The organism is Blautia luti, assembly GCF_033096465.1.
Lineage (GTDB): Bacteria > Bacillota > Clostridia > Lachnospirales > Lachnospiraceae > Blautia_A > Blautia_A luti.
On record NZ_AP028156.1, the window covers coordinates 2,282,475 to 2,297,102 of the forward strand.

Annotated in this window: 7 protein-coding genes; 3 read left to right on the top strand and 4 right to left on the bottom strand. The window is 43.9% G+C overall.

What is annotated here, in order from left to right; genetic code table 11:
- Nucleotides 1-7: 7 nt before the first annotated feature.
- Nucleotides 8-1,369, bottom strand: coding sequence for a citrate/2-methylcitrate synthase (locus R8695_RS10615; protein ID WP_154779840.1), 1,362 nt, complete (start codon nucleotides 1,367-1,369; stop codon nucleotides 8-10).
- Between the two features lie 210 nt (nucleotides 1,370-1,579).
- The gene (locus R8695_RS10620; RefSeq protein WP_317676128.1) at nucleotides 1,580-9,604 is read right to left on the bottom strand and encodes a leucine-rich repeat protein; all 8,025 of its coding nucleotides are present in this window, start codon (nucleotides 9,602-9,604) and stop codon (nucleotides 1,580-1,582) included.
- Between the two features lie 223 nt (nucleotides 9,605-9,827).
- Here R8695_RS10620 and gdhA point away from each other — a divergent pair, with 223 nt between their 5' ends.
- On the top strand, nucleotides 9,828-11,162 hold the full coding sequence (gene gdhA / locus R8695_RS10625; RefSeq protein WP_118508741.1) for an NADP-specific glutamate dehydrogenase: 1,335 nt from the start codon (nucleotides 9,828-9,830) through the stop codon (nucleotides 11,160-11,162).
- A gap of 119 nt (nucleotides 11,163-11,281) precedes the next feature.
- Here gdhA and nrdR read toward each other — a convergent pair whose 3' ends face one another.
- Nucleotides 11,282-11,731, bottom strand: a complete 450-nt coding sequence (gene nrdR, locus R8695_RS10630) for a transcriptional regulator NrdR (protein WP_118508740.1) — start codon at nucleotides 11,729-11,731, stop codon at nucleotides 11,282-11,284.
- Between the two features lie 184 nt (nucleotides 11,732-11,915).
- Here nrdR and R8695_RS10635 point away from each other — a divergent pair, with 184 nt between their 5' ends.
- Both R8695_RS10635 and sigG read left to right on the top strand, forming a co-directional pair.
- Entirely contained in the window at nucleotides 11,916-12,170 is a 255-nt protein-coding gene (locus R8695_RS10635; RefSeq protein ID WP_118508739.1) for a YlmC/YmxH family sporulation protein, read from the top strand.
- Nucleotides 12,171-12,274: 104 nt separating this feature from the next.
- The gene (sigG, locus tag R8695_RS10640) at nucleotides 12,275-13,054 is read left to right on the top strand and encodes an RNA polymerase sporulation sigma factor SigG (RefSeq protein ID WP_154780473.1); all 780 of its coding nucleotides are present in this window, start codon (nucleotides 12,275-12,277) and stop codon (nucleotides 13,052-13,054) included.
- Nucleotides 13,055-13,126: 72 nt separating this feature from the next.
- On the opposite strand, the gene pap is transcribed toward sigG, so the two are convergent.
- Complete coding sequence (pap, locus tag R8695_RS10645; RefSeq protein ID WP_154780474.1) at nucleotides 13,127-14,608, bottom strand: polyphosphate:AMP phosphotransferase; 1,482 nt, start codon at nucleotides 14,606-14,608, stop codon at nucleotides 13,127-13,129.
- Between the last annotated feature and the right edge of the window lie 20 nt (nucleotides 14,609-14,628).

Consider the following 14,628-nt stretch of genomic DNA (forward strand, 5'->3'; position numbering starts at 1 on the left):
TCCGTTTTTAACGTTCATTCAGTGGAACATATACCGCAGGTTCCAGCACATTCTTATATGCCGGACGGATGATCTTATCTGCATTGATAAGTTCTTCCATTCTGTGAGCGCTCCAGCCCACAATACGTGCAACTGCAAACATCGGAGTATACAGCTCCAGCGGCAGATCCAGCATACTGTACACGAATCCGCTGTAAAAGTCCACATTTGCACTGACACCTTTGTAAATACGTCTTTCTTCTGCAATTACCTCCGGAGCCAGACGCTCAACCATGGAGTATAATGCATAATCCTTCATTCTGCCCTTTTCCCTTGCCAGGGTTTCCACATATGCCTTGAATACCTCGGCACGTGGATCGGATACAGAATAGATCGCATGTCCCATGCCATAGATCAGGCCCTTTTTGTCAAAGGCTTCTTTATGAAGAAGTCTCTTCAGATATGCACGGATTTCCTCCTCGTCCGTCCAGTCCTTCACTTCTTTCTTCATGTCATTAAACATGCTGACAACCTTGATGTTGGCACCGCCATGTTTCGGTCCTTTCAGGGAACCAAGCGCTGCTGCAATGGCAGAATAGGTATCTGTTCCTGAAGATGATACAACATGAGTGGTAAATGTTGAGTTATTTCCACCGCCATGCTCCATATGAAGGATCAGTGCGATATCAAGGATCTTGGCTTCCAGATGTGTATATTTCTTATCCGGTCTGAGCATCCGCAGGATGTTTTCTGCTGTCGTCAGATCCTTCTTCGGATTGTGGATATAAAGACTTTTCCCTTTAATATAATGGTTATATGCCTGATATCCATAAACAGACAATAATGGAAATACACTGATCAGATTCAGACACTGTCTGAGTACATTCGGAAGTGAGGTATCATCCGGATTATTGTCATAAGAATAAAGTGTGAGCACACTTCGTGAAAGACCATTCATAATATCTTTACTGGGCGCCTTCATCACAACATCTCTGACAAAATTAGTCGGAAGAGATCTCTGGTTTGCCAGAAGTTCTGTAAAATCTGCCAGCTGTTTCTTATCCGGCAGTCTGCCGAACAGAAGGAGATAGGTTACTTCCTCGAAGCCATACCTGTCATCTTCGATAAATCCACGGGTCAGATCTTTGATATCATAACCTCTGTAGGAAAGGCTTCCCGCACATGGAACCTCTTTCCCGTCCACGATCTTCGTAGCCTTGACATTGGAAACCTGCGTGAGACCTGCAAGAACGCCCTTACCATTAAGATCGCGGAGTCCTCTCTTTACATCATATTTCGCATAAAGTGAAAGATCCAGGCTGGTATTGTCCTTACATATCTCTGTGAGATTCTCAATTTCCGGTGTTACTTTTGTTTTAAATCCTGCCATTCTTTTAAATCCCCTTTCTTCTCAATTCTTCCGATAAAGGTCCCCTCCTCATCCCTGTCATCGTTTTTACGTATCTCTGAAATAAAGTATACCATTTTTTTCTATTTTGGTCTATATCCAAATTTTCAGATAGCTCCGGATAAAGCAAAACAGGTTCAAAACCCGTCGGATTTCAAACCTGTTTTGCAGATTTTAACTGGTTATAATCACCTATTTGACTGTAATCTTACACTTTACTGATACTTTTCCTGATTTTACAGTAATAATCGCAGTTCCTTTTCCTTTCGCAGTAATCTTTCCTTTGGAATCCACTGCTGCTACCTTTTTATTGGAGCTGGTATAAGTAATCTTATCATCACTGTTTGAAGGATTTAATTTTACCTTCCATGTAATACTTTTTCCTTTTTTCAGTATCTGCTTCGAAGGAATACCACTGATAGATTTCGTAACTGTTTTTGGTACAGTTACTGTTACTACTGCTTTCTTAGATCCTGATTTTACTGTAATCTTTGCTGTACCTGCTGCTTTTGCTGTTATAACGCCTGCAGATGTTACAGAAACGATCTTCTTATTTGAAGAAGTATAGCTGATTTTTTCCTGTGCTGTGATTGGTGAAAGAACCGGTTTGAGTGTCACTTTCTTTCCTTTTTTCAGGGTGATCTTCTTTTCCAGACCTGTGATCGCCCTTGTTTTCACTGCTGTTTTCTGTACTGTTACCGCAATATCGCCTTTCATTCCACTGGCAAGTTCTACTGTAACAACAGCCTTTCCTGTCACTTTCTGAGCGGTGATCTTACCTGTACTGCTTACTTTGACGATCCTGTTATCACTGGATTTCCATTTTTTAATACCGTCCCCTTCTGCCAGTCCGGATACTTTTACCTTTGACGTTGTCTGTCCGATCTGCATGGTGAGTTTTGTTACATTCAGCTTTATGGAAGCAGGCAAGGCTTCTCCTGTGTCTCTGCTATCCTTTTCGCCGCATATCTGACACTGTCGCTCTTCTTTTGCCGGTGCCAGAACGGTTGCTTTCTGAACCTGTTTCCATTCACCCCATACATGAGATACTGTTATTTCCACAGAAGCTTTCGCTTCTTTATATTCCCCGTTTTCCGGTGCTGTAATGCTGATGGTTGCTTTTCCGGCAGCTTTTATTGTGACAGTTCCGGAAGCATCCACTGCAACAATATCACTGTCTGAAGAATATTTCAGTTCTCCGTCACCTCTGGAAAGAGATGCGTCCAGATTAAACTTCTCATCTCCCTCCTGTTTCTGAATTTCGCTTTCTACATTAATGCGCCTTACTTTTTTCTCTGTAACTTTCTTCCACTCCGCTGTAAATATAATGTTTCCATATGGCATTCTGTATGCAAAACCGGCCTGATATACACTGTTACCATCATTCCATCCGGCAAACTGATAACCATTTTTATTAAATGTATTTTCCGGAAGTATGATTCTGGTTCCACCGGCTGCCTTAATGGTATCCGGTGCTGCTCCATCGGCATCCTCACTCTGGAACTGAACTTCATATTCTGTTGTTTTATCCTTCGTTACAGAGACTGTACAGGTAACCTGTCTGCCTCCGTCCTGAGTAACAGCTGTAATGACTGTTGTCCCTGCTGCAATACCTGTTACAAGTCCATTCTGATCCACTGTAGCTGCTGTTTCATCTGAAGAAGTCCAGTTTACCTTTTTATTTGTGGCATTTTCCGGTAATACTTCTGCTTCCAGCTGGAATGTTTTTCCTTCTGCTATGCGCACAGACTGATCCTTCAGTGTAATAGAACTTACTGCTACTGTATCAGATACTGTCACTTTACACTTCGCAGATATTTTTCCAATCTTCGCTGTAATGGTAGCGGAACCTTTCGCAATGGCTGTTACCTCTCCATCATTTACTTCTGCGACTTTTTCATTGGAACTGCTCCATACTGCATCTGCTGCTGAAATATCAGATGAACCGGTATAAGCAACCTGCAGCCTGGATTTTTCTCCTGCCTGCAGATTCAGGCTGCTGCTGTTCAGCGTCACATTCTCTGTCTCTTCTCCGTCTATAAACAGATAATCGCTGTTATCCTCTACGCTGATCTCCGAAGAATCTGTTTCTGCATTTACATAAACGACATTGCCGATGGCCTGTGAATCTACTTTCAGCATTTCTTCCGGGATATCCACGGAAAAATCAGTCGTTTCTCCTGGTTTCAGTGTTTTTGCATCATAGGTTCCCAGCAGTTTGCCGGATGCATTTGTTTCATATACAGAAACTTTCACATTTTCCATGTTTCCATATCCTGTGTTATTCAGTGTTCCGGAAACAGCCGGTTTACTTCCTGTACCTGTCAGATGCAGCTCGTCAAGAACCAGGTTTCCATAACCGATAGTAATTATTTCACTGTTGTCTTTCTTATTGGTCTCTCCTTTAATTTCAGCTGTAAGAACTATCTTATGTAAGGTCAAAGTTTCCGAAAGTCTGTAAATATAAGCAGCTTCTGCAGAAGCACCAGGTTCCAGATGGGAGGAAACTTCTCCACTGCTTATCTTCTTTCCATCCTCATCAGTGAGAGTCACCTGGAATTTCTCCACTGCTGTCAGGCTGTTGTTTGTTACTGTGAAATGCAGAGGAAGCTGTCCTCCCGGTTTCACCATACTGTCATCATAGGTCACGCCGGAAATACTGATATCTTTTACAGTATCCATTCTCACAACCATGATACCTGCCTGATCCGTGAATTCTCCGGATTCTTTATTTACTTCTACCACATTCAACGCTGCTGCAAGATTTCCTTCTTCATCAATCTGTGCAGAATAGCTGCGGATATATTTTCCATAATTCGTCACTGCCACTGGATTTCCCCAGGTTCTGTTTACCTCATCATAAACAGACGCATAGAGTTCATTTCCCTGTCCGTCACTTCTTAATGTAAGAAGATATTTCACATCTGCACCTGTTACTACGGTAAAATTATCCAAATTACTGAATGTACTTTCTTCTGAGGATCCATCTACCATGTTATATTCATACATAGTTCCAGACTGTGTATAGTAAAGAATACCTTCTGAAATCACACTGTTATCTCCGGAGAATTCTTTTGTCTCTCCTTTATAAACAAGATGGATCTGATTGTTATCATTATTGTAAGTCTCATAAACTACAGCCAGACTGCCATTTACATAACTTATATCCACAGATGTAACAGGATCGGTTCCTTCTGCCAGAGTTTCTTCTTTCCATCCATCGCCCTGGCTGCGTGCAATCCGGATATAGTTTGTTCCTTCTGTCATAAACGGATCATTTGCACTGTTTTCCACCCATACAACAGCTGTTTCTCTGCCATCAGAAGCAACTCTCTGCATCATTTCATATGCAGTGTTTTCGCTGTTTCCGATCAGCTCAGGTTCTGTAAATGCCCCATCTGTATATGTGATGCAATACAGATTTGTGGCTTTCAAGGCATCTGCCAGTGAGGCTTTCTGTGATAATGGCTGTGCAGTTCTCTGCCATACAATATATGCTTTCTTTCCATCTGTGTACACATCCGGATAATCATTCAGACCACCTGTCTCATATAATTTCTTCGGTTCGCTCCATTTACTGTTTTTGTAAACAGATGCATACAGAGATGTTTTATTCACGTTGTTCTTTGATCCGTCATCATCGATCCATACCATGATCTTCGTTCCATCATTAAGCTCTGCCAGATTCGGGATACTGTACGGATAAGAACTGTCTCTCTCAAATATCGTTCCCTGACTGTCTGCAGTTCCGGCAAGAATCTGTTTCTGATCCTCTGACTCCAGGTAATCCCTGTTTCCGGATGCTGCGCTGAATTCACTCAAATCAAAAACATCTTTTCCATCAAATGCCTGAAGTGTTTTGGTCTGTGGATATATCTGCACATCCGGATAGTCTGATTTGTACGCCGGACCATCAAATCCCAAAACCTTACTTTCTATGTATACACCTCCGTTCAGCCAGACTGTCAGTGCCTGATCCAGGGAAGATGCAGGCAGACTCAGAGCTGTTTTTAATTTTCCAAACAGACCGCCTTCTGCATAACTTCCAGCTTTCTTCACACCAAGGCCAATTCCCAGGCGTGCTGCCAGTTCAAGCTTGGCTGCCATGGACAGGGTATAATTCATTTCGGTATTTTTTACAAGCTGCAGGTTTCCGTTGAAATCGCTGTCAAGACTCATGGTGCAGTATGCTGCCGGGAAAGACGGAATCTGACGGGTGATATCTGTGCCAAGACTTGCCTCCAGTACAATTCCACCTTCCTGGAACTGGAAGTCACCGGATGCAAAACTGAACTCCATGTAACCGGCTGCATATGATTTCGCATCAATGACCATTTTGATATTGGCAGGTCTCAGTTTTCCTCTCAGTTTGCTGAAATCATTCCACAGTTTCGTAGAGTCTACTTTCTTGCCAGTCATTCCTGTGTAGATATTTTTTACCTGTTTGTAGGATTCGCTCCAGTAATTTGTACTGTTTGTGTTTTTATCAAGGGTTGCGGAACCTGAGAAATCTTTGAAACCGATCAGTACCTGGACTGTTTTGGTATCCATGTCTACCTTTGCCTGTACCTTATCTGAAAGCTTAAGATCCATGCCTGCATCTACTTCAAAAAGATTAAAGGTTTTTCCGCCCACTGTGATCTGCGGGCCTATGATCTTGCCGTCTTTCAGTTCAATGTTATTGATCAGATTCTCTACAGGGAATTTGTCCAGAACTTTCTTGGCTGTATCATATCTGGTAATCTTTCCTGACTGGATCTCGCAGAATAGAATGCCTTTTTCTCTTGCATAATTCTCCGCATAAGAATTCTTTTCACCATAAATAGTTAATTCTTTACAGTTGGTGAAAGAATTATTTCCTATGGTTGTTACAGAGGAAGGGATTACGGCACGTTTTAAAGAATAATTTTCACTGCCGCTACGGCAAATGTTATCCGGAACAGTTTTGGCACCATCGGTAAAAATAATTTCTTTTAATTCCTCATCTCCCGCTGTAGCTCCGGCATATCCGCTTCCCACATAGGCGCATCCACTCCTCGTCACTGTACTTGGTACTGTCAGGCTTGTGATCCCTGTATTCATTATAAACTGGTAACCTACATTCTCAAGTCCCTCCGGCAGACTGATGTTTTCAAGACTGCTGCAGTTCCCAAATGCACGGTCACCGACGGATGTCACATTTTCCGGTACCTGTACTGCCGTCAGGCCTGTACAGCCATAGAACGCTTCCGTTCCTACTGTCTTTACATTCTTCGACCAGTCTATCTCTGTCAGGCTGCTGCAACCCGCAAATGCATCACTGCCTATCTCCAGCGGGTACAGTCTCTTCTTCCCATCTGTCCCTACTACCTGTTTCGAATTTTCCTCAAAACTGATCCTGCTTAAGCTTACACATCCAGCAAATGCATGGTCCCCGACCTTTCCCACTTCTTTTCCGAAGTTTACCGTTTCAAGGCCTGCACAGTTCTGGAAAGAAGAGTTTCCTACTTCCATTACTGTTGATGGCAGCACGATCCTCTGGATCGCACTGTTTGGTGATCCGTTCCGGCAGAAGTTCTCCGGGATCTTTTTCATCCCCTCTGCAAATTTCACCTCCTGCAGTTCCATCGCTCCCGCCGTGGCTCCGGCATATCCGCTTCCTACATATGCGTATCCACTCGCCGTCACTGTACTTGGTACTGTCAGGCTTGTGATCCCTGTATTCATTATAAACTGGTAACCTACATTCTCAAGTCCCTCCGGCAGACTGATGTTTTCAAGACTGCTGCAGTTCCCAAATGCACGGTCACCGACGGATGTCACATTTTCCGGTACCTGTACTGCCGTCAGGCCTGTACAGCCATAGAACGCTTCCGTTCCTACTGTCTTTACATTCTTCGACCAGTCTATCTCTGTCAGGCTGCTGCAACCCGCAAATGCATCACTGCCTATCTCCAGCGGGTACAGTCTCTTCTTCCCATCTGTCCCTACTACCTGTTTCGAATTTTCCTCAAAACTGATCCTGCTTAAGCTTACACATCCAGCAAATGCATGGTCCCCGACCTTTCCCACTTCTTTTCCGAAGTTTACCGTTTCAAGGCCTGCACAGTTCTGGAAAGAAGAGTTTCCTACTTCCATTACTGTTGATGGCAGCACGATCCTCTGGATCGCACTGTTTGGTGATCCGTTCCGGCAGAAGTTCTCCGGGATCTTTTTCATCCCCTCTGCAAATTTCACCTCCTGCAGTTCCATCGCTCCCGCCGTGGCTCCGGCATATCCGCTTCCTACATATGCGTATCCACTCGCCGTCACTGTACTTGGTACTGTCAGGCTTGTGATCCCTGTATTCATTATAAACTGGTAACCTACATTCTCAAGTCCCTCCGGCAGACTGATGTTTTCAAGACTGCTGCAGTTCCCAAATGCACGGTCACCGACGGATGTCACATTTTCCGGTACCTGTACTGCCGTCAGGCCTGTACAGCCATAGAACGCTTCCGTTCCTACTATCTTTACATTCTTCGACCAGTCTATCTCTGTCAGGCTGCTGCAACCCGCAAATGCATCACTGCCTATCTCCAGCGGGTACAGTCTCTTCTTCCCATCTGTCCCTACTACCTGTTTCGAATTTTCCTCAAAACTGATCCTGCTTAAGCTTACACATCCAGCAAATGCATGGTCCCCGACCTTTCCCACTTCTTTTCCGAAGTTTACCGTTTCAAGGCCTGCACAGTTCTGGAAAGAAGAGTTTCCTACTTCCATTACTGTTGATGGCAGCACAATCCTCTGGATCGCACTGTTTGGCGATCCGTTCCGGCAGAAGTTCTCCGGGATCTTTTTCATCCCCTCTGCAAATTTCACCTCCTGCAGTTCCATCGCTCCCGCCGTGGCTCCGGCATATCCGCTTCCTACATATGCGTATCCACTCGCCGTCACTGTACTTGGTACTGTCAGGCTTGTGATCCCTGTATTCATTATAAACTGGTAACCTACATTCTCAAGTCCCTCCGGCAGACTGATGTTTTCAAGACTGCTGCAGTTCCCAAATGCACGGTCACCGACGGATGTCACATTTTCCGGTACCTGTACTGCCGTCAGGCCTGTACAGCCATAGAACGCTTCCGTTCCTACTATCTTTACATTCTTCGACCAGTCTATCTCTGTCAGGCTGCTGCAACCCGCAAATGCATCACTGCCTATCTCCAGCGGGTACAGTCTCTTCTTCCCATCTGTCCCTACTACCTGTTTCGAATTTTCCTCAAAACTGATCCTGCTTAAGCTTACACATCCAGCAAATGCATGGTCCCCGACCTTTCCCACTTCTTTTCCGAAGTTTACCGTTTCAAGGCCTGCACAGTTCTGGAAAGAAGAATTTCCTACTTCCGTTACTGTTGATGGCAGCACGATCCTCTGGATCGCACTGTTTGGCGATCCGTTCCGGCAGAAGTTCTCCGGGATCTTTTTCATCCCCTCTGCAAATTTCACCTCCTGCAGTTCCATCGCTCCCGCCGTGGCTCCGGCATATCCGCTTCCTACATATGCGTATCCACTCGCCGTCACTGTACTTGGTACTGTCAGGCTCGTGATCCCTGTATTGGCTATAAACTGGTAGCCGATCCTTTCCAGCCCTTCCGGCAAACTGATGCTCTCTAACGTTCCGCATCCGGAAAATGCGCGATCTGCAATCTCCTTAACTTCATAACTCCCAATCTTGGCAGGAATCACAGCGCTTGTTCCGCTGCCTTTATATCCGGTTATTGTTACTTTGTTATTGTTGACACGGTAAGTAAGATCTCCGTATACCAGATCATCTGCTGAAGCTGTTGCAGGCAGTATTTCTTCTTCACCTGCTGAAAATTCCTCTGGTTTCTCTTCTCCGTCTCCGAAAAGTTCCTGTGGCTCCTGTTGTGTCTCATCTTCTCCTGTGCCGAATTCATCGGAGATATTTTCCTCTTCCTCCGCAGGTTCTTCTCCTTCTGTGATCACATCCTCCAGGGGATCATCCCCGGAAATTTCCTCTTTTTCTTCTTCATTTGGTAAAACTTCTTCCTGTTCTGAACTGTCCACTTCATCTTCAGGTTCTGCCGTCTCCTCCTGAACATCAGATACTGTTTCTTCAGATCCAAAATCTGACACTTCCGTATCTGATTGAACTACAATATCTGACGCATACGTTGGAAGTCCATTCTGGGCTATCATTGTTCCCGCAAGAACAACAGCTAACAGTTTTCTTTTCATACCATTTTCCTCCTGTTGTTTATTCTGCCAGTCTCCTTCTTTGGCTGAATCATCGCCTGATCACCGGCAGTTATCAGCTTCATAAAACCATTATATAGTTCTTCCAGGGCTTTTTCAATTTTTTTTAAAAAAATATCATTTAACTCTTTCCATTTGTAGCACTTTAGTGTATAATAACGTCGATTTAAAAAATACACAAACGATCGACGAGGAGGAAATCATAATGTCTTATACTGAAGAAGTATACGAGAGAGTCGTAGCACAGAATCCAAATGAGCCTGAATTCCACCAGGCAGTAAAGGAAGTTTTAGACTCCCTTAAAGTCGTAATCGACAAAAATGAAGAAGAATACCGCAAACTCTCCATTCTGGAGCGTCTTGTTGAGCCAGAAAGAATCATCTCTTTCCGCGTTCCGTGGGTAGATGATAAAGGCGTTGTACAGGTAAACAAAGGATACCGTGTACAGTTCAACAGCGCTATCGGACCATACAAGGGTGGTTTAAGATTCCATCCGTCAGTAAACCAGGGAATTCTTAAATTCTTAGGTTTCGAGCAGATCTTCAAGAACTCTCTTACAGGTCTTCCGATCGGCGGCGGTAAAGGTGGTTCCAACTTCGATCCTAAAGGAAAATCTGACAGAGAAGTAATGGCATTCTGCCAGAGCTTTATGACAGAACTTTCCAAATATATTGGTGCTGACATGGACGTTCCTGCAGGTGATATCGGTGTAGGTGGACGTGAGATCGGTTATCTGTACGGACAGTACAAGAGAAACCGTGGATTATATGAAGGTGTTCTTACAGGTAAAGGACTTTCCTACGGTGGATCTTTAATCCGTACACAGGCTACAGGATATGGTCTTGTATACATGCTTGACGAAATGGTTAAAGCTAAAAACGATACAATCTCCGGTAAAACTCTCATCGTAACAGGTTCCGGTAACGTTGCTATCTACGCTGTAGAAAAAGCTACAGAACTTGGCGGTAAAGTTGTTGCTATGTGCGACTCCAACGGATATATCTATGATCCGGAAGGAATCAAACTTGACATCGTAAAAGATATCAAAGAAGTAAAACGTGGACGTATCAAAGAATACGCTGACCGTGTGGAAGGTGCTACTTATACAGAAGGAAAAGGCATCTGGAACATCAAATGCGATATCTATCTTCCATGTGCAACTCAGAACGAGCTTGATCTTGACGGTGTTAAAACTCTTATTGCAAACGGATGCAAATATGTTGCAGAAGGTGCTAACATGCCTACTACCCGTGAAGCAACAGATTACCTTATGGCAAACGGCGTAACATTCATGCCTGGTAAAGCAGCTAACGCTGGTGGTGTTGCTACTTCCGCACTTGAAATGTGCCAGAACTCCGCAAGACTTTCCTGGACAGCTGAAGAAGTTGATACCAAACTTCACCAGATCATGGTAGACATCTTCAATAAAGTTGACGATGCTTCCAAACGTTACGGTATGGAAGGCAACTACGTTGTAGGTGCTAACATCGCAGGCTTCGAGAAAGTTGTAGATGCTATGAAAGCTCAGGGTATTGTTTAATCCCTTCACATTTCATAAAATCGTACAAAAAACGCCAGGCAGAAATTTCTGCCTGGCATTTTTATATACTTGAAAGTCAAGAAGATTTCGCAATCCGCTTCGATGCTTACTTAATTTGGTTAATTCATAAATTTCTTCAGTTCATCCATAAAGGTACTGACATCTTTAAACTCCCTGTACACAGACGCAAATCTCACATACGCAACCGGATCTAAATCCTTCAGGTGATCCATAACGATCTCACCAATCTTATTGCTGGAGATCTCCTTTTCTTCTGTATGAAAGATCTCTCCTTCCACAGCATCCATCATCTCTTCAATCTTCTCAATAGGAATCGGACGTTTATAGCAGGCTCTGAGTATTCCCGCCTGGATCTTATTCCTGTCATACTGCTCTCTGTTCTGATCCTTCTTGATCACAGTTAATGGTATGGACTCTACCTTCTCATAAGTTGTAAATCTTCTTCCGCATGCATCACACAAACGGCGGCGGCGAATAGAATTGGTATCATCCACAGGTCTGGAATCCACAACCCTTGTATTATCCTGATTGCAAAATGGACATTTCATAAAAAAGTCCCCCTTATGTCATAATATTATAAGATGATAATGCTGTTTTTATCCTCCAGAACAGCGTCTTTTCTGTCTTTTATTATACTGTATCTACATTTGTCATGTCAATAAAATGCCACGCATAAATTCTCTGAACCCTGCATAAATTTAACAAAAATATCTCTTAAAAGAGTGAGTTTCCATGCGCATCTGTGAATTAAGACAGAAAGAAGTCATCAACACCTGTACCTGCCGCAGTCTGGGCTGTCCCATAGATATCGAATTTAACTGCAAGACCAGCTGTCTCACCGCCCTGATCCTCCCGGGCCCCGGACGATTCTGCTGTCTGTTCGGCCGTGAAAGTGAATATGTCATCCCCTGGGACTGTATCTGCCAGATCGGAGATGACATTATCCTGGTAGAGATTGACGAAGATAAATGTTTTGTCAAGGGCTGATATTTTTTATATTTTTCCCTCGAAAGTATAAATCCCCTCCTGTATGAGAATCATTTTATTAGCGGCAAATACCGCGGCATAAGATGATAAGGAGGATTCAAAGGATGGCACTGAACAAAGTAGAAATATGTGGAGTCAATACATCGAAACTTCCTGTTCTTAAAACAGAAGAAAAAGAGGAACTTTTCCGGCGGATCAAAGAAGGGGATGAACAGGCACGGGAGCTCTATATCAAAGGAAATCTGCGCCTTGTTCTAAGCGTGATCCGCCGTTTTCAGAACAGCAGCGAAAACCCGGATGATCTTTTCCAGATCGGCTGTATAGGACTGATCAAGGCTATCGACAATTTCGATACCACGCTTCAGGTCAAATTCTCTACCTATGCAGTACCCATGATCATCGGAGAAATACGCAGGTATCTCCGTGATAATAACAGCATCCGGGTCAGCCGTTCCCTTCGGGATATTGCTTATAAAGCCATTTATACCAGGGAAAATTACATGAAGCAGCACCTGAGAGAACCTACGATCACAGAGATTGCCCAGGAGATCGGGATTGAAAAAGAAATGATCGTCTACGCCATGGATGCGATTCAAAATCCCGTCAGCCTTTTTGAACCGGTTTACACAGAAGGCGGCGATACTCTCTATGTGATGGACCAGATTAGCGATAAGAAGAACAAAGAAGATCTGTGGATTGAAAATCTTTCCCTCAGAGAAGCCATGCAGCGTCTGGGTACCAGAGAAAAGTATATCATTCAGCTGCGTTTCTACGAAGGAAAAACTCAGATGGAAGTTGCACAGGAGATCGGGATCTCCCAGGCACAGGTCAGCCGTCTGGAAAAAAATGCTCTGAAATCCATGAGAAATTATCTCCGTCCATAAGCTGCCCCAGCTCCATAACACAGCAAAGCAGTCCACTCATCTTACAGAGCCGACTGCCTTACATATCCTAAATCAGTGATTCTCTTTTAATGCCTTCTCAATCTCTCTGATCACAATCTTCAAAGCCTTAATACGGGCATATTTCTTATCTACAGATTCCAGCACGTGCCATGGCGCATAAACAGTACTTGTTTTCTGAAGCATCTCATCTACAGCCACTTCATAGGCATCCCATTTTTCTCTGTTGCGCCAGTCCTCATCTGTGATCTTCCATTGTTTCTCCGGATTATTCTGGCGTTCCTGGAATCTGGCAAGCTGGGTATCTTTATCGATCTGAACCCAGAACTTGATGATCACAGCACCCCAGTCCTTCAGTTCCTTTTCAAACTCATTCATCTCGTTGTAGGCACGTTTCCAGTCGTTCTCACTGCAGAAACCCTCCAGACGTTCTACCATAACCCTTCCGTACCAGGTGCGGTCAAAGATCGCTATATGGCCGCTCTTAGGCAGTCTTGTCCAGAATCTCCAGAGATAATGGCGTGCTTTCTCATGAGGTTCCGGGCTGGCTATCGGATTTACCTCATATCCCCTCGGATCCAGTGCTTCCGTGATTCTCTTGATATTTCCGCCTTTACCGGCTGCATCCCATCCCTCATAGGTAATGATCACAGGAATCCGTTTTAGATACAGACGATTATGAAGTTCTCCAAGTTCTTTCTGAAGCGTCTTCAATTCTTTTCTGTATTCCTCTTCCTCGACCACCTTGCCATCCAGCTGGATTTCTGAAAGTTTCGGCATTTTTTTCAACGGAAAAACATTCTGAAGAATCGGTACAGAATGTGCCTGATTCTGCATGGCTACCTCAATGTTGCTGACCATTGTCTCCAGCACCTGAAGTTCCGCCCATTTACGGTCACTGGCATCAATGATATACCAGGGAGCAGATGAAGCATTAGTATTCGACATATATTGATCAAACACCTTCGCGCATTTTTTGTAATGCTCGTTTTCCCATTTGTCAAATTCAGATACTCTCCATTTCGTATCTTTATGCGACAAAAGTATCTCCTTGCGACGGGTCTGCTCTTCTTTATCAATCTGCATGAAAAATTTCAAAACTAGATATCCATTATCTGTCAGCTGTCTCTCGAAGTGGCGTATACTCTCGATCCGGGAAGTATAAGCATTCCCCTCCAGTTTTCCTTCCAGACATTCCCTGCAGGTCTGTTCCATCCATCCGGAGTCCAGGAAAGTAAATTTACCTGCCTCCGGAATCTGTTTGAAATATTTGTACAGGAAAGGATACCGTTTCTCCTCTTCTGTAGGTACAGACATTGTGGCAACTTTAAAAAATCTGGGATCAATATTTTTGATCACTTTTCCGATGGTACTTCCCTTCCCTGATGATCCCCATCCTTCAAAAAGTACCAGTACCGGTATCTTATGTTCTTTGATCTTCATCTGAAAATCATACAGCTGTTCTCTTGCTGTACGAAGTCTTTCTTTTACTTCTTCTTTTTCCGGTACATGTGCCGGGCTCCAGTTTGTGATCATAAACAATCCCCCTTTTTATA